A 21,988-nucleotide genomic window follows, 5' to 3' on the forward strand; every position below is an offset into this window, starting at 1 on the left:
ATGAGCCGTTAAAATTGAATTATTCATTGAGAATAATGACGAAAAAAATTTAGCTACCCATAATACGACGCGTCATCCAATAATGTTTTTTCCAATAACTATCATTTAAGTTTGAATAAATTACACCTTTTGATGTTGAAGCGTGTAAAAATTTGCCATCTGCATAATAAATTCCAACATGTAGACCACTACGGCTGCGACCTGTCTTAAAGAATACTAAGTCACCTGCTTTAGGGGTGTTTACCTTAACACCCAACCGAGCTTGTTCAGCAGCACTTCTTGGTAAGTTTTTTGAAAGTTTATTTTTAAAAAAGTTCATTACAAAACCTGAACAATCACTTCCAGCTAAAGTCGTACCACCATAACGGTATGGCGTGTTTTGCCATTTTTTATAGTGAGATTCTATTTTAGCTAACATGGTTAGATTAGGACTAGGTTTAGTTTTCTTAATAGAAACCTGACGTTGGGTAGTACTACAACCAAACAACATGAAAATAGAAAAAAACAATATAGTTATTAAAAAACGTTTTTTCACGTTAGTACAGTTGCCGAGCAACGTCCCTAATAGTTGATTGTCTTTTTTTATCATTTCTTTTTGTTCCTTTATTTAACGTTGACCAATACGAATAACGCCTAGCCAATTTTAAGCTTTTAGGCAACACGCCTTTTTCCCATTCAGTTTTATCTATTTTAGATAACCTAACTGGGCTAGTGTCCGCATGGCTACGATGATTCAAACTTTCTTTAAGGCGAATTAAGCGCAAAGAAAGAAAACAAATAATAACATCATCAACACTTAACTTTCTATATCCCGAAAGCTGATACCGAACTCTAGAACCATAATGTTTTGCAGTCTGCATTAAACTACCAACTGCGGCACCAATTAACGCTGCTGAGCCAAGTGAGATACCTCCGGTCGCTAAATCAATACTAGCACCAATTGTCGCCCCCTGAACAAAGCCTTTAGTCAAATGAGTACCCATCATTTTTAGAGCATCAATATTAAATAGGTCAGCATTATAGCGACCTTTTATTAAAGGTAAATTCTCTTCACTTTCTTGATTTGAATCAAATTGATACAATTTTAATAATTCATTGATCGCTATTTGTTCTCGCTTTCTAACTTTATCTTGCATATCAGCAATTGCCTGCACATCTTCTGTTTTAGCCATTTCATAAAAGGCTGTAACATCAACGAGTGTTTCGGCAATAATCAGATTAGCGGTTTGATTTCGAGAATTACGAATTTGTGCAATTTTATCTAGCCAGTTATCTAATATAACCTTAGCAGGTTCAACCAGTAAGGCAAGGCTATGATATAAACGTTCTTCACCATCCATAGGAGGAAATATAGCATCGAACCTAATAATAGCATGAATCCCAATGCGTGACAGCAATCTTTTCCATTCCTTTTCATTTTGGTTGTTGTCTGCAGTAAAATTTAAAACAGCTAATATGGGCTTATCACTATTGGATAAAATAGCTAATTCATCGTGATACTTTGCCAATACTGGCTCTCGTACATCTATCACGTAGATAGCCGCATCACTATTTAGTAGTTGCTTAATGACTTTAGCTTCTTGATTAAATACGTTTTCAGACTCTGGGCTTTGTAAAAAAAATGTTAATTTATCGACACCATCAAGTTTTGCATTAGTAGGAAGTAATTGGTTAATATAATCATAAAGTGCTAAACTGTCTTCTAATCCTGGGGTATCATAAAAAATTATTGATTTATTATGCTCAAGTGGCAATGTTATTGATTCAACGTGTCTTGTGGTGCCAGGGCTATCAGATACATTTCCAAAATGACTATTACGAATTAAGGTGCGTAGTAAAGATGTTTTGCCGACATTGGCATGACCAACCACTGCTAATTTTAATGTTGATAGCATTTTACAGAGCCTCGCTTAGCCAGTCAGGTTGAGCCAACTGTAAAGATAATGATTGCCAATTATGATACTGTTTACCTTGATTAATAAACCAAATACGAGTTTGCTGAGATTTATTGATCAGTTGATTAATAAAATTCAATACTCCCCTATCTGGCGCTCTATCGGTATCAACCGCAATTAATAATTTTTGAGCTGGCGTTAATTGCAAATAATCTAAAATATTACTGCGCTGTTCACGGGTATTTAAAAAACCTAAAAATGAGACAGACTCAGGGTAATGCCAACTTTCTTGCACATCGATGGCAACCAAAAAATTACCTTCAGCAGCTTCTATTGAATGTGTTGAAAAATGCCACTGGTGACTATTGTGACCTAATTTATCAGCATCTTCAATATTCACAAATAATGGCTGCAACCGACTTGCTAATATTTGATAATCAGGATGAGAGATATTTAGCTGAATTCGACGACTACTAATAAGCCAATTAACACCACAAAACACCATACACAAAAACCGCAGCATTAATCCATAAACAATAAATACACCTAACAGCCAAACAGCCCACGATGATCGAATTTCACCAGCACTTAACGCATGTTCGCTTAGTTTTATAACTTCGTCTTTTGGAATTTCAAAGCCAAGTAATGACGGTAAATAGCCTAAATAATGAGTTAAACCAATAATCGTATCAGAACTGAGCAAAGTGGTTTGCCATTCAAAACTATAATGCTTAGTTGAAAATAGCACAACTAAAACTAATAATGCACAACTTAAAATCACAGTCCAAAACAGGTTAAGCACAAATCCAATAAGCCAACGAATACGAGAGCCAAATAGTTCAACAAATGCAGGGATCAGTTGTTGCACTGTCTTTTTTTGAGAAAGCTTTTTAGCCAACCATAACCAACAATGAATCAACAAACTACCACCAAAATTGGAAAAGAGGAAAAACGAACCAAGCCAAATAGTTAGCGTAATTAAATGAACTCCTAATAAACTAAAAAGCGCCCAATACAAATTGATAGGGTTTTGACTTAACGCCCCCAATGCTAATGAACCACCTAAAAAAACAGATAGTAACAGCAATAATACAAAAGACAACTTTACCGATCGCAAAAGTACTTTTTGCGCCAAATACAATCCATTTTGTTTAGACAACATGATTGCACGCATCACAATTCGATCTGAAAGCGATATTTGTTCGGCTCTTACTTGTCGGTTGATATCTTGATCAGCAAACTGCCCAGATTCTGTTTCAATTAAATGGATCGTTTCGGTCAACCAAAGTGATTTTAGCTTTTGTCGCATTAGACTTAATCTTCAACATTATAGTAAATAAAATATAAAAGAAACGCGACATAAGTCGCGTTCATAAAGTCGAATCAATTATTGTGTAATTTCACCAATTTTACTTAATAAAGTTTGAATACGTTGTTGCCATACTTGCTGATCTTGTTTTAACTTTTCGTTTTCGTCACGTAGTGCTTTCATTTCATCTGAACTATCATTAATTAATTGCTCTAACTCTTGATTGCCTTTTCTTAAGGTTGCAATCTCTTGTTGTAATGTATTGATAGTATTTATAGTATGTTGGATTCGACTTTCTAATTGATTTAGTATTTCTAATGACATATTTTTCCTCAAGCTCAAATTATTTGGTGTATAATGCTAATCATTATACCGAATTCATTCTAAAATCAACACCTTTTTAAATCTTAAGTTGGAGAAAATTATGCGAAAACCTCTCGTTATGGGTAACTGGAAATTAAACGGTAGTTTGGATATGGCTAAAAGCTTAGTCGCAGGACTAAAAAGTGAGCTATCAAACGACACAGCATGTGATATTGCAATTGCACCACCTGTTGTATACCTTGATTTTGTAAAACACCAATTAAGTGGATCTAATATTATTTTAGGAGCACAAGATGTTGGTATTAATTTGTCAGGTGCTTTTACTGGCGAAGTATCAGTTAACATGTTAAAAGAAATTGGCGTGACTCATATTATTATTGGACATTCTGAACGCCGAACTTATCACAAAGAATCTGATGAATTTATTGCAAAAAAATTTGGTGTAATTAAAGAAGCTGGTTTAGTGCCTGTATTATGTATTGGCGAAACCGAAGCAGAAAACGAAGCTGGTCAAACACAAGCTGTTTGCGCACGCCAAATTGATGCTGTAATAAAAGCACTTGGTGTTCAAGCATTTAACGGTGCGGTTATTGCTTATGAACCAATCTGGGCTATTGGAACTGGCAAATCTGCAACTCCAGCACAAGCACAAGCTGTTCACAAATTCATTCGTGATCATATTGCTAAACAAGATGCAAAAGTAGCACAACAAGTAACCATTCAATATGGTGGTTCAGTTAATGATAAAAATGCTGCTGAACTATTTACTCAACCCGACATTGATGGCGCATTAGTTGGTGGTGCATCACTAAAAGCTGATGCTTTTGCGGCAATTGTTAAAGCGGCTGAACAAGCTAAAAAATAACGCATAAATATGTCGAATAACAAAGTAAAAAGACGCTTAATTTAGCGTCTTTTTATCATTTAAATTAATATCATTATTTAGCCTTAGTCGGATAACGTGTAGGCCAAATTTTTTCGACAGGTACTTGTAAATAATCAGAAATAATTCGTTCATACTTAGGGCAATGACGATATAATGCGTTTCTTAAAGTATCAGCCTGCAAACCACTAGCTCTAGACAATGCTCTTAAATTTCCGCCTCTAATTTTAATTTCGCCTACAACTCTAGATGGTGCCCAGTCTTGATCTTGCTCTCTCATTATGAGATCCTCTATTAGTTAAATTCTTACTATTGTAAAGATTATCGATAATACAATGTTCAAAAGATATGAATTTATATAGAACAGAATAACACAGAAAAAAACGATTTAAAACAATAAAAACAATAAAAAAATGGAATAGAGGAAAAAATGTTCGAAAATAAAATAAAAAACCAAATCGAAAAAGAAAAAACACGAACCCTAACTAATACAGGGGTCATTAATTTTAAAAATCGATTAAGCCTAGTGTTAGAAGGTCTTTCAGGTAATGCCTTTGCTAAAAAAGTTGGCATGTCAGAAGCTGTAATAAGAGATTACTTATCAGGTAAAACCTACCCATCACTAAATAGATTAGCCATCATAGCCCAAAAATGTAATGTTCCTATTGAATGGTTAGTAACTGGAAAAGGAAAATGTCGATTATTATCTGATTCAGATACTCAAGATTCAGTATATATTCCATTCCACCATTTAAATAATATGGTGAAATCTTACTCAAAAATCGAATCAATCCCATTTGATATTAATTTAATAAAGCATCAAGGCTGTAATTACGAAGACTTAGTCGCCGTATGGGCAAAAGGTGATAGCATGGAGCCAACAATATCAAATCATGATATTCTTATTATTGATAAAGCGCATTACAAACCGATCGATGGCTATTTGTATGCTGTTGAATATGAGGATCAAATCAGTATAAAACGCATTCAAAATCAAGGAGCAAACTTAGCTTTACTTTGCGACAATCCTAAGTATCCAACCATTATTGGGGATAAGCATGAACCGCAAGAATTTAAAATTATTGGGCATGTAGTTTATCTTCTAAAAGATCTTAACTAAAACCCATTTAAGCTTGGGCTAATTACAGCTTTATCGGCTTCGACGGTAAGGCTGTTTTAATGTATTTAACTCTCGTTTTTTTCTATGAATACCAAAGTAAAAAAATGTCAAAAAGTTTCAGGTAACTATGTGTTTCAGTATAAAATCAATGTAAAGCTATTATAAAAAATAAATTAACTTAACAATCGTTGTCAGCATAACTTTATGCTTTTTTCGCTAGTTATGCTAGAATTAGCACTAAATTTTTTATTAGTTTTACCTATTAATATAATATTATGCCAAATATAAACACTCGAAAAAAAGTCGTTGTCGGAATGTCTGGTGGCGTTGATTCTTCAGTTTCTGCTTATTTATTACAACAACAAGGATATGATGTTGTTGGGCTATTTATGAAAAATTGGGAAGAAGACGACACAGAAGAATATTGCTCTGCCGCCGTTGACTTAGCCGATGCGCAAGCAGTTTGTGACAAATTAAATATAAAATTACATACTGTCAATTTTGCTGCCGAATATTGGGACAACGTATTTGAGCACTTTTTATCGGAATACAAAGCAGGCCGAACGCCAAATCCTGATATTTTATGTAATAAAGAAATAAAATTTAAAGCGTTTTTAGAATATGCGGCCGAAGATCTTGGCGCAGACTTTATTGCCACAGGGCATTATGTCCGTAAACGTCAAACAGGTGATAAAGTAGAATTATTACGAGGGATCGACAATAACAAAGATCAAAGCTACTTTCTTTACACCCTTAGCGAAGCACAAGTAAACCAAAGCTTATTTCCTGTTGGTGAACTCGAAAAACCTGAAGTGCGAAAAATTGCACAACAGCTTGGTTTAGCGACCGCTGCTAAAAAAGACTCAACTGGCATCTGCTTTATTGGTGAACGTAAATTTAGTGACTTTTTAGCACGATATTTACCCGCTCAAGCAGGTAACATTCGCACTATTGATGGCGAGATTATTGGTCAACATCAAGGCTTGATGTATCACACATTAGGGCAACGCAAAGGGCTTGGTATTGGTGGTTTAAAACAAGCTGACGACACACCATGGTATGTTGTTGACAAAGATCTTACCAATAACGAATTGATTGTGGCACAAGGCCACGATCATCCAGCACTCCTTTCTGAAGGATTAATTGCTCAACAACTTCATTGGGTTGATCGTAAAGTAGTAACAAAACCATTTAGCTGTACTGTAAAAACACGTTATCGTCAACAAGACATAGCCTGCCAAGTAATACCATTAACCGATGACAAAATTAAAGTCATATTTGATAATCCTGTTGTAGCTGTTACACCAGGTCAGTCTGCTGTCTTTTATAAAGATGAAGTATGTCTTGGTGGTGGTATTATAGAAGAACGAATTACAAACAGTAAGGAAGACTAACGTGAATAATAAATACCACCATATTGCTATTGCCCTCGCTGGTGCGACACAAAGTGCAATACTGGTGCCACAACTTGCTAACACAGGCGTTTGTAATGCTACACTTTATGAACAAGCAATAAAAAGCTTGTTTAAAACCTCGCCAAAAACAACGGATGATGTTTATGATGGTATTAAAAATATCAAAACAGGATTACAAACAATAATACAATTATTATTATCAGGACAAAAAGAACAAGTCCAAATTATTCGTTACCTGTTTGGTACAATTGGCATTACTAGCAAATTATTAAAAAATGATGACGCATTAGATAAAATTGACCAACGATTAAAACGCATTTCAGGGCTTTATCTAGACATAAATGATGAAACTATTAGTACTAATATTGATGATCTGTCCTATTCATTAGCCGGAATTTATTCTGATATCATCAGCCCAATATCAACAAAAATAAAAGTTGTTGGGAAAATCGAATTTTTACAAAACACATTGGTACAAGCAAAAGTAAGAACAGCTCTTTTGGGATGTGTTCGATCGGCTATTTTATGGTATCAAGTTGGTGGAAATCGTTTTCAGTTTCTTTTTTGCCGTAAACGCATTTGCAAAGCAGCACAAGAGCTATTAGACCAAATTAATTGCGCAAACTAATTTGCACTTTATAACTGATATTTCAAATATTGTAACGGAGTAAAACCGATGGAATTATCTGCACTCACTGCCCTTTCGCCAATTGACGGGCGTTATGGTGACAAAACCACAGAGTTACGTACCATTTTTAGCGAATATGGTTTATTAAAATACCGTGTTCAGGTCGAGGTTTGTTGGCTACAAAAATTAGCTTCACAAGCAGATATTTTAGAGGTTCCAACATTAAGTCAATCAGCTATTAATCATCTTAATCAAATTGTAGACCAATTTAATGTGCAAGATGCAAGTCGCATTAAAGAAATCGAAAAAACCACTAATCACGATGTTAAAGCTGTAGAATATTTTCTAAAAGAAAAAGTAAGCACTCATGAAGAATTACACGCCATTAATGAGTTTATCCATTTTGCCTGCACATCAGAAGACATTAACAACTTATCTTATGCGTTAATGCTAAAAACAGCTCGAGAAGCTGTCTTAGTGCCATATTGGAATAAACTCATTGATAAAATCACCTCACAAGCTATCGCTTATCGTGATTTACCGCTACTTTCAAGAACACATGGTCAACCCGCTACGCCATCAACCATAGGTAAAGAGTTTGCTAATGTAGCCTACCGCTTAAAGCGCCAATTAAAACAACTAAAATCGGTTGAAATACTAGGTAAGATTAATGGTGCAACAGGTAATTATAATGCACATATGGTTGCTTATCCGCAAGTGAACTGGCATAAATTTAGTGAGAATTTTGTTAACTCGCTAGGACTAAAATGGAATCCTTATACCACCCAAATAGAACCGCATGACTATATTGCCGAATTCTTTGATTGTGTAGCACGCTTTAATACCATAATAATAGACTTTGATCGAGATATTTGGGGATATATTTCACTAAATCACTTTAAACAAAAAACTATTGCTGGCGAGATTGGATCTTCAACCATGCCACACAAAGTTAATCCTATTGACTTCGAAAATTCAGAAGGCAATTTAGGGATTGCCAACGCAATTATGAACCATTTAGGTAGCAAATTACCGATTTCCCGCTGGCAACGTGATTTAACCGATTCTACAGTGTTGCGTAATCTAGGTGTAGGTATTGGTTATGCCATTATAGCTTATCAATCAACCCTAAAAGGATTAAACAAACTCGAAGTCAACCAAGACCACTTACTTGAAGAACTTAATCGCAACTGGGAAGTTTTAGCCGAGCCAATTCAAACAGTAATGCGTCGTTATGGTATTGAAAAACCTTACGAAAAATTAAAAGAATTAACTCGAGGCAAAAGAGTTGATGCAAAAGGCATGCAAAAATTTATTGACTCATTAGATCTACCCGAAAGTGAAAAAACACGATTAAAACAGTTAACACCAGCTAACTATATTGGTTATGCCGTTAGCTTTGTTGACAATTTAGAATAACAACTTAAATTCAAATAGCCTGATACAGTCACACCCTATCAGGCCATATTGACTTTCAGGTGATCATATTAATCACACTAGTGTAGAAATTACTCATTAAATATAAATCACCTAAACCAAAAATAGGGAAATTAATTGAACATTCGCATTGCAACTCGTAAAAGCCCATTAGCGCTATGGCAAGCAAATTTTGTTAAGCAACAAATTTTAACTAATCACCCAAATTTGACTGTGGAATTAATTCCCATGGTAACTAAAGGTGATGTATTGCTAGACAGCCCTTTATCAAAAATTGGTGGTAAAGGTCTTTTTGTAAAACAACTAGAACAAGCAATATTAAATAACGAAGCAGATATTGCAGTCCATTCAATAAAAGACATCCCTGCTGAGTTTCCTGAAGGATTAACACTAGCCACAATTTGCAAGCGAGATGATGTACGTGATAGCTTCATTTCAAATAAATATTCAAATATAGATGAGCTACCCAATGGTGCTATAATTGGTACATCAAGTTTACGACGTCAATGTCAATTGCGGGCAAAATATCCCCATTTACAAATTAAAGATCTTCGTGGCAATGTCGGCACTCGTTTAGCTAAACTGGATAATAAGCAATACGATGCCATCATCTTAGCCTCAGCGGGGTTAAAGCGTTTAGCATTAGAAGACAGAATCAAACAATATATTGATACTGACTTAATTTTACCTGCTGTCGGACAAGGTGCTATTGGTATTGAAACTCGATCAGATGATAAGCAAATATTAGAAATTCTTTCAGTGCTTGATGACAAACATAGCCGAGTTTGTATTGAAGCAGAAAGAGCAATGAATAAAGCCTTACAAGGCGGATGCCAAGTGCCCATTGCTAGTTATAGCCAATTAAATAACAATATTTTATCACTACAAGGCCTTGTTGGACGCATTGACGGTTCTAGAATAATCAAAGGGACATTAGAAGGTAGTATAACTGAAGCCAAAAAGTTAGGACAAGAATTAGCAAAACGCTTATTAGATCAAGGTGCAAAAGCAATATTAAAGGAATTAAATGGCGGATGATTTATGTAACTAGACCCTCTCCAGAGGGTGAAAACCTTACCCAACTATTTGCTCAAGCAAATTTGCCTGTACAACATCTTCCATTTTTTACTATTTCACAAGGCAATGACCTACTAAATTTACAACAACAACTGAATAAACTTTTACCTAACGATATTGTGATCGTTGTTTCACCACAAGTTACACACATCATTAAAGCCTATATTGGCAATCTAATATTACCAACTAATATTCGGTATTACGCAATAGGAAAAAAGTCAGCACAATTATTTAATCAGCTCACCACAACTAAAGTCAATTATCCAGAGCAAGAAAACAGTGAAGGATTATTGATAAAACTACAACAAGAATCTGTACAAAATCATACTGTTTTAATTTTATGCGGTAATTCAGGCCGGCAATTATTAGCTCAAACACTAACAAATCGAAAAGCCAAGGTAAAATCAATAACGTGTTACTGCCGTGAACCAATCACCTACCCGCCAAAGATATTATCTAGTAATATTGAAAATCAAATCATCATTATCACTAGTTTAGAACACTTAATCCAGCTTGAGTTATATATTAATCTTGAACATAAAATGCATGCTAATCTTGTGGTAACAAGTCAACGAATTTTTGCAAAAGCGAAACAACTTAATTGGCAAAAAATCTTACTGGTCAATAACGCAAATAATCAAAATATTTTTAAATCTGTTATGATAAATTATACTATAGCCGATAATATAAATAATCTATGACACTTGCTTATTAAGACAATAATTAAAATTTATTTAAAACAATGTTAACTCTATGTCATAATGCAACATAAATTTCTAGAAATCTAAATGAGGTTATTTATGCCACCAAAATATTACGGTGCCAATGCAACACTTTCAACAATAAACACAACTTCGTTTAGTCAAATAACGATAACAGCGGTTCAAAATGAAGCGAATAACACTATGAAAGAAGATAAAAAAAATCAAACAACCACTCAATCCAATCCATCAGTGGAATCTAAATCCCAACCTAATAACAGTGTTAGCGGTAACACTAATAACACAAGCAAATCACCCGTTTCAAAACTATCAATAATTGCTATAGCATTAACCGTTTGCTTAGGTGGTTTGGGGCTTTATTATGGTCAACAGGAAATTAAAAAACAAAAAAAAACCATCTCAATATTACAAACTGAACTGGCCAATTTAAAACAAACAACCAAGCAAAGTATAACAAATGATTTACAAAGTAGTATTACCGACGCAGTTAATAAACAAAATCAGCAATTCAATTCACTAGAACAGCGTGTTGATCGTAAACTGAGTGATCAAAAACAGCTACAGCAACAATTAACAACTCAAATTAATGATTCACAAAAGTTGACAGAACAAAGCTTACAAAATATCAATGAACGCTTAGCAGCAATGTCAACAAGTGATCACAATGTTTGGTTAATTTCACAAGCCAATTACTTAGTACATTTAGCTGGACGTAAAATTTGGAGTGACCAAGACTACACATCCGCACGATTACTACTAAAAAGTGCCGACGAAAGCCTAACCCAAGCTGATGACCCAAGCCTATTGCCTGCAAGACAAGCAATTAGTAAGGATATTAATTCACTTGCTCAAGTAAGCTTTACTGATACCGATGGCATTATTATGAATTTAATCGGTTTATCAGAATCGCTTACCGAATTACCTTTAGTAGGTAATTATAAAGATATCGATCTTGGCATGACACAATATGCCGAAGATGCTACAAACACACCACAAACAAACATTAACAATATAGCTAATGATAATAATAGTGAGGTATCATCATCGGTTAACGATTGGTCTGATAATTTATTAAACAGTACCAAGACTTTTATGGATAAATTTATCACCATAGAAAAACTTGATGACAAAGAGACCAACTTTAAGGCTTGCTTAGAACAAGCAGGACAAGACGAAAAACAAATCGTCAAATGCCAAATATTAAAAGCACCACTGAATTTGGAACAGTCGCTTTACCTACGTGAAAACATCCGCTTCCGTTTATTGATTGCAGCGCAAGCCGTACCAAGACATCAAGAACTTATTTACCAACGTGCACTAAGTGAAACCGCAATTTGGGTTAATGCTTATTTTGATGGGAATGCTCCAAGCGTTAAAGCATTTATTAATGAACTTGAGAATTTGCAAAATCAATCAATCAGCAATCAAAATGTGCCTGAAAGCCTAACTAGCATTGGCGAACTTGAAAAATTAATGCAAACCCGCGTTCGCTCAATGTTGTCAAAATAGGAGAATAATAATGATAAAAATACTAATTATTTTCTTAGTGCTAGTGGGTGGATTCTTTTTGGGACCATTATTACAAGGGCACCAAGGTTCAGCGGTATTTGAATTTGCCAAATATCGTGTCAGTATGTCATTTAATTCATTTATGATACTTGAATTAGTTGGTCTACTTTGCCTTTATTTAATTTACTGTTTGTTGAATAAAATTTTTAATTCTAAAACAGCATTAGGCAATTGGCTACGCTTAAAGTCGCCCAAAAAATCAATAAAACGTGTTGAACAAGCACAAATGTTATTACTTGAAGGTGATTATAAACAAGCTGCTAAACTATTTATCAAAAGTGCCAAAGGGGCAAAAAATACCACCTTATCGTATTTACTTGCGGCACAAGCTCAAATTGATAATGATGAATTAATCCCCGCTAATCAGTCACTAGAACAAGCCGCTAAAAGTTGCCAACCTAATGAGTTATTTGCCTTTCAGCTAGTACAAATTAGACTGCAACTAAAAAACCACGAATACACTACTGCACGCATCACATTAGATCAGCTACTAAACGAAAAACCTCGCAATGCTGAAGTACTTAGATTAGCAGATCAACTTTATTATGAAATGGGTGATTATCAAGCGATTATTGACCTATTACCTGCAATGTACAAAGCTAAAGTGTACAGCGAATCGCAACTAGATCAGTTTAAACAAGCAGCTTATATTGGTCGAATTAAGCAATTATCGACTAATAGTGATGCACAAACACTAGTAAAATGGTGGAATGAACAACCAAGAGCCATTTTAAATAATATGGCCTATCAAAAAGCGATGGCTAATTATCTCACTCAACTAGGCCAAGACAGCGAAGCAGAAAAGATATTAAAATCGATTAGTAAACTTGAACAAAAAGAAAGAACATAAAAAAATATAACAAGAAAAACAGGGCAATTGCCCTGTTTTTGTTTGAACTCACAATAATGATTAAAATTAAGTTATTGATTGATACAAATCAAATCATAAAATAGCGAATTAACGCCATAAAGCACATACCAGTAACTACAATACACATCAGATTCTTAGTCAAAAAGGCGACAATTACGGTTGGAATTGTCGCTAAGCAATATTCCACATTAAAATCTGGAAAATACCCTTCTTTTGCCACAAATAAATTTTGCACAAATAGTGCTGTTAAAATACATAAAGGTACATATGACAAGAATTGAGTCACAACATTAGGTAACTGAAACTTGCGAACCAATATAAATGGAATCACTCTTGGCAACCAAGTTACTAACCCGCAACCTAAAATAATCAATAAACTATAAGTTGTCATGCTTTTTCTCCATTGCCATACCCATAAAACAACCACCAAACGTACTGATTAAAATAGCCATTTCAGGTGACACAAAACGCATTAAGAAAATTAGCAAAACAGCAACGGTTAACATGGCTAAAAGCCGATTTTTAAGACTTTTGCTATTATCGCTGATCAATTGCAAATAGAGCAAACCAATAAACATGGCAACTAAAGCATAATCTAGGCCAAATTGCATAGGATCAGGCAACCACTCTCCGATTAAAGCACCAAGAAAACAAGACAAAATCCAAGTAATATAAGCCGTTAAATTAAGTCCATGCATCCAAGCAACATTAACTGGCACTTTATTTGTCATCGCATTTATTGCCACGGCAAAACTTTCGTCGGTCAATAAGCTACCGATACCAATATTATTTAATAACGATGATTTGCGAAAAGCTGGCGCTGTTGCCATACTCATCAAAAAATGACGTGAATTAACTAAAAAAACCGTAAAAATAATAGCCGAAATAGGCGTAGCTACTATCATTAATCCAGCAATAATAAACTGCGCAGCGCCTGCATAAACAATAATAGCCAGTAATGTAATTTCGAGTACCGATAAATTTGCCGATTTACCCACAACACCAGCAGCGATACCAATACCGATATACCCCAATAGTGTTGGGACACAAGCATAAACTCCATCTTTAAATGATAATGGCATAGATATTCCTTAATAATAACAATATGTTATAGATTAATATTGCCTATATTGCAAATACATATTAAAACTGACTATTTAAATCTATTTTGACTAAAAACAAAACATTAATTTAATAACTTAATTTACAATAAGCCACAATATATTGTCGAATTTTGTTATAATATCGCTTAACTAATATTGATGACAATCAAAATAACTTAATAACAATTAATGTGACAAATATATCTATGCATACAGGAACTCTATTTATTATTTCTGCGCCAAGTGGTGCAGGCAAATCAAGCCTGATCCAAGCTTATCTAGCTCAAAAAAATCAACATCAAGCTAAAGTATCAATTTCGCATACTACGCGTGATCCTCGCCCAGGAGAAGCGCATGGTGAACACTATTACTTTGTGGATCACAAACACTTTGAATCTTTAATTGATCAGCAAGCATTTGTCGAATATGCCAACGTATTTGATCACTATTACGGAACATCTAAAGCCGAAATAGAACAAAGCCTATCGCAAGGAATTAATGTTTTTTTGGATATTGATTGGCAAGGTGCAAGGCAAGTACGCAAAAAAATGCCACAAGCAAAAAGCATATTTATATTACCACCTTCGCTCAAAGAGCTTGAAAACCGCCTAGTTAAAAGAGGACAAGATGACAACAATGTGATTGTCAAAAGAATGCAAAAAGCTCGATCTGAAATTTCGCATTATAACGAATATGACTATGTCATTATTAACGATGATTTTGACACTTCATTAAATGCCTTAAGTTCCATTATTACCGCTGCCAGCCTTGAGCAACCAAAACAAGCTATCATCAATAGGCAATTATTAATAGATTTGCTAGGGGAATAATTCGAAATAAGATGAAAAATATCGCCCAAAAAGTGGCGATATTTTTATGGAATAAATTAATTACCTAACGCTTTATCAGCCTGATCATTTTGGATCAACTCTAACTTATAGCCATCAGGATCCTCAACAAAAGCAATAATGGTTGAGCCACCTTTTACAGGTCCCGCTTCGCGCGTTACCTTTCCTCCAGCTTGTTTGACATCATTACACATTTTAGCAACATCATCAACACCAATAGCTATATGACCAAACGCCGAACCATGCTCGTATTTATCAGTACCCCAATTATAAGTTAACTCAATAACTGAGCTAGTTATTTCATCACCATAACCAACAAATGCAAGTGAATATTTATATTCAGTATTTTCACTAGTTCTTAACACCCGCATTCCCATTACACGAGTATAAAAATCGATTGAGCGCTGTAGATCGCCAACTCGAATCATAGTATGTAATATACGCATTGCTTTATTATCCTTTTATAACAATTAATAATTTGTTTGAGTTTATACGTTAGAATTCAGACAGGCAAATTTTTGTTAAAAACTGAGTAATTATAGGTAGAAGACAAACAACAAAAATTGTCTTAATCAAATTATTAGCCGAAGCATTTCGCTCATCATCAAGATGAGCGAAAATTAGTTGTTATTTAAGGACAATATGTCCAAAACTAATAAAATTAAGCGTTATTTTTTTGTACTACTACCATAACGTGGTGATGCACTAATTTGTTTACCATTAGTGACTAAACGAACAGCTTGACCAGCGTAAAAATCGTTAGCCGAACCTTTTTGTACAAGAACAATATTAGATCCTTTTTCTTGCTTGATTTCTAACTCAACAGCGCTAGCTTGGCTAGATTTATTTTGAATAGCATCACCAAAAATCGCACCGCCAATAGCTCCTGTTGCAGCAGCTAACACACGACCACTACCATTACCAATAGTATTACCTAAAACGCCACCTATAACAGCACCACCAAGGCTACCTGCTACACTTTCACTTTTACCATTTGACGCATTAGCTTGAATTTTAACAGGTCGTACTGAAACAACTGTACCGTAACTTACTTGCTGAACTTGTTTTGCTTGATCTGCTGTATAAACATCGCCAGAATAAACATCACTATTGCTACATCCAGATAAAATTGCAGCTAAAATAGTTAACGTGACGATTTTTTTCATAATTCATTCCTCATATAATAATAGTATAAGCTTGTTATACGCAGTTTAGAATAATATTTTTTTTAAAAAACAACAATACCATTTTCATTATTTTATCAATATCCAATATAATTTATGCTTAAGTTAGGTTATACTCAGCACAAAAATTTATCAACTATGCAATGAATATATGAAACGGTTATTTTTTCTATTAACATTATCAGTTATGATAACTGCTTGTCATGATGCAAATCAAGCACCTACAAAAACCGATAATGCTGTCATTAAACAGCCATCGAATGATTGTTTAGATAACAAATCAACCCATGATTCGCATTTAGGCAAAATTCCTGCTTTAGGATGTCCCGTGAAATAATACAATAGGCACAAGTAACATAATGAAAAATATCGAAATCGACGAAGAATTATACCAATTTATTGCTGGTCAAACTAAACACATTGGCGAAGATGCATCAAGTATATTACGACGTTTATTAAACATAAACCAATCTACATCGGCAAAAAAACAGACTATTGCACAAAAAGAGAATCATTATCCCCTGTTTAATGACTTATTAACTAGTGACGCTTTCACGAACGAGAAATCCATTATTAGTCGCTTTATATTACTGCTTAGTGCGTTGTATAACTATAATCCAGCACTATTTGCCATTGCCACAACATCCTTACATGGGAGCAAGCGAAAATATTTAGCCAAAGATAAACAATTACTAGAAACATCAGGCAAAAACACAAAACCCCGCGAAATCATTGGTACACCTTATTGGGTTATCAGCAATACTAATACTGCCAGAAAATTATATATTATTGAATCAATAATGAGTGACATGGGCATATCTGAAACCATGATAAACCAAGTCACCAACGCATTTTTACCTTAATAGGTTAAATAAAAATAAAAAAACTAAAAACGTGATATAAACTCAACAGATTCACGTTTTTAGTCATATAAAGTATTTTTTATGAAAGAGGAGTAAAAAATGGCCAAGCAAAGCCGCGCAGGAATGTTAGCTCAACCATCAGATCTTATCAACGTTGAAACATTACGCAATAACTATTACCAAATCCAACCTGATACAGATAATGCTAGCCAATTAGTCATTTTTGGTACATCAGGTCATCGCGGAAGCTCAAACAAAGGCACATTTAATGAAGCACATATATTAGCCGTTGCTCAAGCAATTGCCGAATACCGCAAAGCGAACAACATTACAGGCCCTTGCTTTATTGGTCAGGACACACATGCCTTATCAGAACTTGCCTTAAAATCAGTGCTTGAAGTTTTTGTCGCCAATGAGCAAACCGTGGTTATGGCTAATGATTGGGGCTATACACCAACGCCTGTTATTTCGCATGCCATTTTAACTTACAATCAAAATAAACAATCACAACTATCAGACGGCATTGTTATCACTCCATCGCATAATCCACCAGAAGATGGCGGAATAAAATACAATCCAATCAATGGCGGACCTGCGGATACTGAAATCACCAAACAAATTGAAAACCGCGCCAACGAATTACTGAAAAATAAACTCAATGGTGTAAAACGTGTCACCTTAGACAAGGCTCTAAATTCAAATTACATCCACACCAAAGAATACGAAACCGACTATATCAACGATCTTGAAAACATTTTAGATCTCTCCCTTATCAAATCATCATCGCTCAAAATCGGTGTTGACCCATTGGGTGGTGCTGGTATTACCTATTGGCCACGCATTGCCGAAAAATATGGCATCAACCTTAATATTGTTAATAACAAAGTCGATCCAACTTTCAGCTTTATGCATCTAGATCATGACGAAGTTATTCGTATGGACTGCTCAAGCCGTTGGGCTATGGCTGGGTTATTAAAATTAAAAGACCAATTTGATTTAGCCTTTGGTAATGATACCGACTTTGATCGTCATGGCATTGTGACACCAAAAGGGCTAATGAACCCAAATGCCTACCTTTCAACCTGTGTTAATTACTTGTTCCAAAACCGTCCACAATGGCACAAAGATATTGCTATTGGTAAAACATTAGTCACAAGCTCAATGATCGACCGAGTTGCAAATAGCTTAAACAAACAATACTTAGAATACCCAGTTGGTTTTAAATGGTATGCCGATGGGCTTTACAATGGTAAACTTGGATTTGCTGGCGAAGAAAGCGCAGGCGCATCGTTTTTAAGAACGAACGGTAAAGTATGGTCTACCGACAAAGATGGCATTATTTTATGTCTGCTTGCTGCCGAAATGACGGCTAAACTAGGCAAAAACCCACAAGAACAGTACCAAGAACTTGAAGATAAATTTGGTATTTCTTATTATGGACGAATCCAAGCGCCAGCCTCGTTTAGTGAAAAACAAAAACTAGCCAAACTTGATGCTAGCCAACTAACCACCGACAACTTAGCGGGTGAAAAAATCACTCAATGTTTAACCACTGCACCAGCTAACAATGCTACAATTGGTGGGCTTAAAGTGATAACCCAAAACGGCTGGTTTGCCGCTCGCCCATCAGGAACAGAAGATGCTTACAAAATTTATGCAGAAAGCTTTATAAGTAACGAGCATTTAAATACACTTCAACAAGAAGCCCAAGAAATTGTAGCAAAGGCGATTAAATAACCGAAAAAAACAAACGCAATAAAAAACAGCAGCTATTTGGTTACTGTTTTTTCACATAAGCTTTTATTAGAAAGATATCAAAACAAACACACAAATAAAATTAATATGTTTTCTGAGCAATTTTTACCTAAAGCGGTGGAATTTTTTATATAAATAACTCAGATAGAATCTCTGATTTTATTAAAGTTTTTAAGTGAAATCAAATAACTATTGGTTAATTCTTTTTTATTGTGATGAATTTTAATAAAATGCTTTTGCGCTTTATACAAAAGCGTAAGCTTCAGTATTGCTGATCGAACCGCTTTTTTGCCTTCAATCATTAAAGTACCTAGACCTCAAACTTTTCCTGTTGGGACTTATCTTCACTTTGGTTCTGTCTTTTATTAACACCGTAACTCCTATCTACCCTTAAAAACACAAACAACCGAAATGTCAACATCAGCCTTCCTGACAGCACGACCGGTTCCGTTTACCTCGAGCCTCGCAATTCTATTTTTTTTATCTTCTATTTTCCAGTCACTTGTCCAATAAGAGCTGCCAAAGCCCGCATTAGTGTAATCTACCACAGGCCCCCACTCTGTAAAAAATCCTGCTCCTATTCGGCGTTGATAATGAATACTATTTGAAGATGGTTTAGCTCCAAATCCTGAGTCACCTTCATTAGTCAGATCACTTACCTGTGGAATATGATAACCTATACTATTACACCAAGATTCCTGATTAGAAAATGTATCTTTTTTAGATCGACTAACGTACCATTCCCTTAATTGAAATCCATATTTTAATACATTCTCACGACTATCTTTACCCACTAATTCAAACGTCTGTGGTAAACTTGGCTTGGAAATTATACTAGGACTGTCTGACTCTTTTTGACTATCGCTTGCTGCAGGCCCTGTTAATTTAACGCGTGCTACGACTTTCCCTCTATCAGCATTAGGAATCCATTTTTCACTAGCTGCAAGATTTGTTACCGTAGCAGTTATTCCCCCCTGAGTAACAGGTTCCCAAGTCAACTGACCAGGTTCTACTCCACCTATGATGAAATCAAAATATAAATTATCAGCTCCCGTTGTCGGAAAATTTTGATTGTATGAGTTTGGATAGGTTGATTGAACTAAAAATCCTTTTTTGTTATTCCATATATCAGCTGGACCAGCTTGTAAAGCATTACCCCAATACAGATTCGGCCTTACAAAACAAATGATTGGTGCTGCCTTCGGTTTGATGTAATATACTACAGTACGACCTTTAAAAGTGCTGGTGTTTGGTATACCGTAATTAGTGCTTATACTACCATCCGTACTACTTAATTCCACTTTATAAGGCGACTTACAAATATCTAAAACATCACTACGATTAACTGCTTGACCATCTCTATCAATTATCCTGAGCGTTATACTTCCTTTTATTTCAACTCCATTACCACCTTCGCCATCACCATCATCATCCTTCCAATAATGATAACGTTTCACTAATCTATCTATACTCACTGAATTGGTTGCTGCTTGTACCATCATATCAATATCAGCAAAACTTTGGCCTTCTACGGGTAACTCAATTGGCTTTATAAACGAGGAACTATTAATTTCTGGTGTGATTTTACTACCATCCGATAATGTAATAGCCAATAGCTCATTAGTAGTTATAGCCTTAGTTCGACCTTCGTCAAAGGTTAAATAAGGTGCACTACCTTGTATAACACCGCTTGTATGAGCCGTTAGTGCTTGAGAGTTCGATGAATACGATAATAACAACAACGGAGTCAAGGGCAATACGCTCGAGAATGTAAAAATGAATTTTAGTCGCGGTATAAACAAATCTGCTAATTTTCCTAAAGAAATATCAGCTTGTAAGAATTTTTGATAATTTAGAGATTTAAGAGAATTTAAGATATAGGCCTGTCTATTCTTGTTCCTACGACAATAATCCATTATATTTCACCTATTAACGAATGTTCCATTTCATTTTTATTCACTTATTAAATAAGCTGATTTTCTATTACCAGTAAAAGTGTAATCTTTTGTGAAAATTTTGGCAAGTTTTCTTGATAATTTCTTAATTAAAATATGGTGTTAAATTTAGGAGTTTTTAAGTTTTGTGGAATGATTAATATTGCTGATAACTTCTAAAACACAAACATACCCAACAGCCCATAACCTTACTTTGTTATCGGCATGCTTTGATGCTGTGATAAGGCAAGCATATTAGCATTGTGGTGCTATAAGTGTGTTTTTTGCTCTAAAATTGTTCAGGTAGGCTATTGATTTTATTGAAGCTTTTATTTGCGTTTCTAAATAAAATCAAACAATTATAGGCTAGTTTTTTATTACGTTGCATTTGGCTTTTTAATAAAAGCGCTTTTGTTATTTGATAATAGCTATTAATAACAGCTTGTTAATAACAGTCAGTTAATAGCAAAAGCGCAAGCTTGAAAATTGTATCGGTCGAAGCATTGTTTTGACTTTCAGTCATTAAAGCGCTAGGTTCACAGACTTTGCCTGCTCAGCGCCCCAACTTACGCGGGGGCTTTATTCTTTGTTATATTATCCTCTCAAGCACCGTAACCACCTTCCGCACCCTAAGGATTAAGAACTAAACGCTAAAAACTAAGGTGCGGTGCAAAGGCCATAGCGGGACCAGCTGTCACTGGCTCTGTCGCTGTAGACGGCGGCGGTGGTATGTCCACACTTTTTAGTACCAAAAAGATAAGGTCATCGATTTCTTTTGTATTCAATCGGCGACTGGTAATTTAATGTTGAATGAAGTCGATTATAATTAAACCAATCCACATAGTGATTAAATTCCAATTTAAGTTGCGCCAGTGAATCAAAAATAGTATTTGACACAAATTCTGTTTTCACTGCTTTGAATGTACTTTCTGCAATTGCGTTATCATAGGGGCAGCCTTTGCGACTTAAGGACCGTTTAATTCCAAATGCTGTTAAACATTCATCAATCAAATGATTATCAAACTCTTTTCCTCTATCAGAATGAAACAAC

At 34.9% G+C, this 21,988-nt stretch carries 24 protein-coding genes; 13 read left to right on the top strand and 11 right to left on the bottom strand.

Translation table 11 applies throughout. The features are described from left to right. Positions 1–49 precede the first annotated feature (49 nt). The 4 genes from A9G38_RS07970 to zapB form a co-directional block, all read right to left on the bottom strand. Positions 50–589, bottom strand: a complete 540-nt coding sequence (locus A9G38_RS07970) for a C40 family peptidase (RefSeq protein ID WP_080702319.1) — start codon at positions 587–589, stop codon at positions 50–52. Then, positions 537–1,895 (bottom strand): DUF3482 domain-containing protein, encoded by a 1,359-nt coding sequence (locus tag A9G38_RS07975; RefSeq protein WP_034910972.1) that lies wholly within the window; start codon positions 1,893–1,895, stop codon positions 537–539. Before A9G38_RS07975 ends, A9G38_RS07970 begins: the two co-directional genes overlap by 53 nt. Before the next feature lies 1 nt (position 1,896). Continuing rightward, positions 1,897–3,204 carry a DUF2868 domain-containing protein gene (locus A9G38_RS07980; RefSeq protein WP_034910975.1) on the bottom strand — a complete coding sequence of 436 codons (1,308 nt, stop codon included), beginning with the start codon at positions 3,202–3,204 and terminating at the stop codon, positions 1,897–1,899. Between the two features lie 78 nt (positions 3,205–3,282). After that, entirely contained in the window at positions 3,283–3,528 is a 246-nt protein-coding gene (zapB, locus tag A9G38_RS07985) for a cell division protein ZapB (RefSeq protein ID WP_034910977.1), read from the bottom strand. Positions 3,529–3,628: 100 nt separating this feature from the next. On the opposite strand from zapB, the gene tpiA reads away from it, so the two are divergent. Then, on the top strand, positions 3,629–4,393 hold the full coding sequence (tpiA, locus tag A9G38_RS07990; RefSeq protein ID WP_034910978.1) for a triose-phosphate isomerase: 765 nt from the start codon (positions 3,629–3,631) through the stop codon (positions 4,391–4,393). A 73-nt stretch (positions 4,394–4,466) separates the two neighbouring features. On the opposite strand, the gene A9G38_RS07995 is transcribed toward tpiA, so the two are convergent. Then, on the bottom strand, positions 4,467–4,691 hold the full coding sequence (locus A9G38_RS07995; protein WP_034910980.1) for a helix-turn-helix domain-containing protein: 225 nt from the start codon (positions 4,689–4,691) through the stop codon (positions 4,467–4,469). 150 nt (positions 4,692–4,841) lie between these two features. Between A9G38_RS07995 and A9G38_RS08000 the strand changes: the two genes are divergently transcribed. The 8 genes from A9G38_RS08000 (at position 4,842) to A9G38_RS08035 (ending at position 13,229) form a co-directional block, all read left to right on the top strand. Next, positions 4,842–5,531, top strand: coding sequence for a LexA family transcriptional regulator (locus tag A9G38_RS08000; RefSeq protein WP_051634186.1), 690 nt, complete (start codon positions 4,842–4,844; stop codon positions 5,529–5,531). Positions 5,532–5,806: 275 nt separating this feature from the next. Continuing rightward, the gene (mnmA, locus tag A9G38_RS08005; protein WP_034910982.1) at positions 5,807–6,925 is read left to right on the top strand and encodes a tRNA 2-thiouridine(34) synthase MnmA; all 1,119 of its coding nucleotides are present in this window, start codon (positions 5,807–5,809) and stop codon (positions 6,923–6,925) included. A gap of 1 nt (position 6,926) precedes the next feature. After that, positions 6,927–7,574: a high frequency lysogenization protein HflD gene (hflD, locus tag A9G38_RS08010; protein WP_051634187.1), complete on the top strand. Its 648-nt coding sequence runs from the start codon at positions 6,927–6,929 to the stop codon at positions 7,572–7,574. A 48-nt stretch (positions 7,575–7,622) separates the two neighbouring features. Continuing rightward, positions 7,623–8,993 carry an adenylosuccinate lyase gene (purB, locus tag A9G38_RS08015; RefSeq protein WP_034910983.1) on the top strand — a complete coding sequence of 457 codons (1,371 nt, stop codon included), beginning with the start codon at positions 7,623–7,625 and terminating at the stop codon, positions 8,991–8,993. 135 nt (positions 8,994–9,128) lie between these two features. After that, positions 9,129–10,049: a hydroxymethylbilane synthase gene (hemC, locus tag A9G38_RS08020; RefSeq protein ID WP_034910984.1), complete on the top strand. Its 921-nt coding sequence runs from the start codon at positions 9,129–9,131 to the stop codon at positions 10,047–10,049. Beyond that, entirely contained in the window at positions 10,046–10,789 is a 744-nt protein-coding gene (locus A9G38_RS08025; RefSeq protein ID WP_034910987.1) for a uroporphyrinogen-III synthase, read from the top strand. Before hemC ends, A9G38_RS08025 begins: the two co-directional genes overlap by 4 nt. A 99-nt stretch (positions 10,790–10,888) precedes the next feature. Continuing rightward, entirely contained in the window at positions 10,889–12,319 is a 1,431-nt protein-coding gene (locus A9G38_RS08030; RefSeq protein ID WP_051634188.1) for a uroporphyrinogen-III C-methyltransferase, read from the top strand. Positions 12,320–12,329: 10 nt separating this feature from the next. Next, entirely contained in the window at positions 12,330–13,229 is a 900-nt protein-coding gene (locus A9G38_RS08035; RefSeq protein ID WP_034910989.1) for a heme biosynthesis HemY N-terminal domain-containing protein, read from the top strand. An 88-nt stretch (positions 13,230–13,317) separates the two neighbouring features. Here A9G38_RS08035 and A9G38_RS08040 read toward each other — a convergent pair whose 3' ends face one another. Next, positions 13,318–13,641, bottom strand: coding sequence for an AzlD domain-containing protein (locus A9G38_RS08040; RefSeq protein ID WP_034910991.1), 324 nt, complete (start codon positions 13,639–13,641; stop codon positions 13,318–13,320). Beyond that, a complete protein-coding gene (locus A9G38_RS08045; protein ID WP_034910993.1) occupies positions 13,628–14,332 on the bottom strand; it encodes an AzlC family ABC transporter permease in 705 nt (234 codons plus the stop codon). The genes A9G38_RS08040 and A9G38_RS08045 overlap by 14 nt, the downstream gene beginning before the upstream one ends. 227 nt (positions 14,333–14,559) lie before the next feature. Here A9G38_RS08045 and gmk point away from each other — a divergent pair, with 227 nt between their 5' ends. Then, positions 14,560–15,183, top strand: coding sequence for a guanylate kinase (gmk, locus tag A9G38_RS08050; protein ID WP_034910995.1), 624 nt, complete (start codon positions 14,560–14,562; stop codon positions 15,181–15,183). A 56-nt stretch (positions 15,184–15,239) separates the two neighbouring features. Here the strand turns inward: gmk and gloA are convergent, their stop codons facing one another. Both gloA and A9G38_RS08060 read right to left on the bottom strand, forming a co-directional pair. Next, positions 15,240–15,647, bottom strand: a complete 408-nt coding sequence (gene gloA / locus A9G38_RS08055; protein ID WP_034910998.1) for a lactoylglutathione lyase — start codon at positions 15,645–15,647, stop codon at positions 15,240–15,242. A gap of 222 nt (positions 15,648–15,869) precedes the next feature. Next, complete coding sequence (locus A9G38_RS08060; RefSeq protein WP_065623228.1) at positions 15,870–16,370, bottom strand: glycine zipper 2TM domain-containing protein; 501 nt, start codon at positions 16,368–16,370, stop codon at positions 15,870–15,872. 166 nt (positions 16,371–16,536) lie between these two features. On the opposite strand from A9G38_RS08060, the gene A9G38_RS08065 reads away from it, so the two are divergent. The 3 genes from A9G38_RS08065 to pgm all read left to right on the top strand — a co-directional run bounded on the left by A9G38_RS08065 (position 16,537) and on the right by pgm (position 18,985). Beyond that, a complete protein-coding gene (locus tag A9G38_RS08065; RefSeq protein ID WP_034911003.1) occupies positions 16,537–16,722 on the top strand; it encodes a hypothetical protein in 186 nt (61 codons plus the stop codon). Positions 16,723–16,744: 22 nt separating this feature from the next. Then, a complete protein-coding gene (locus A9G38_RS08070) occupies positions 16,745–17,248 on the top strand; it encodes a hypothetical protein (protein ID WP_034911006.1) in 504 nt (167 codons plus the stop codon). Positions 17,249–17,347: 99 nt separating this feature from the next. Continuing rightward, positions 17,348–18,985 (top strand): phosphoglucomutase (alpha-D-glucose-1,6-bisphosphate-dependent), encoded by a 1,638-nt coding sequence (gene pgm / locus A9G38_RS08075; RefSeq protein WP_034911007.1) that lies wholly within the window; start codon positions 17,348–17,350, stop codon positions 18,983–18,985. Positions 18,986–19,383: 398 nt separating this feature from the next. Here pgm and A9G38_RS08080 read toward each other — a convergent pair whose 3' ends face one another. After that, positions 19,384–20,760, bottom strand: a complete 1,377-nt coding sequence (locus tag A9G38_RS08080) for a hypothetical protein (protein ID WP_176713249.1) — start codon at positions 20,758–20,760, stop codon at positions 19,384–19,386. Positions 20,761–21,699: 939 nt separating this feature from the next. After that, on the bottom strand, positions 21,700–21,988 hold a 289-nt coding region (locus A9G38_RS08085; protein WP_176713247.1), incomplete at its 5' end, for an IS3 family transposase.

Source organism: Gilliamella sp. Imp1-1, assembly GCF_001690415.1.
Lineage (GTDB): Bacteria > Pseudomonadota > Gammaproteobacteria > Enterobacterales > Orbaceae > Gilliamella > Gilliamella bombi.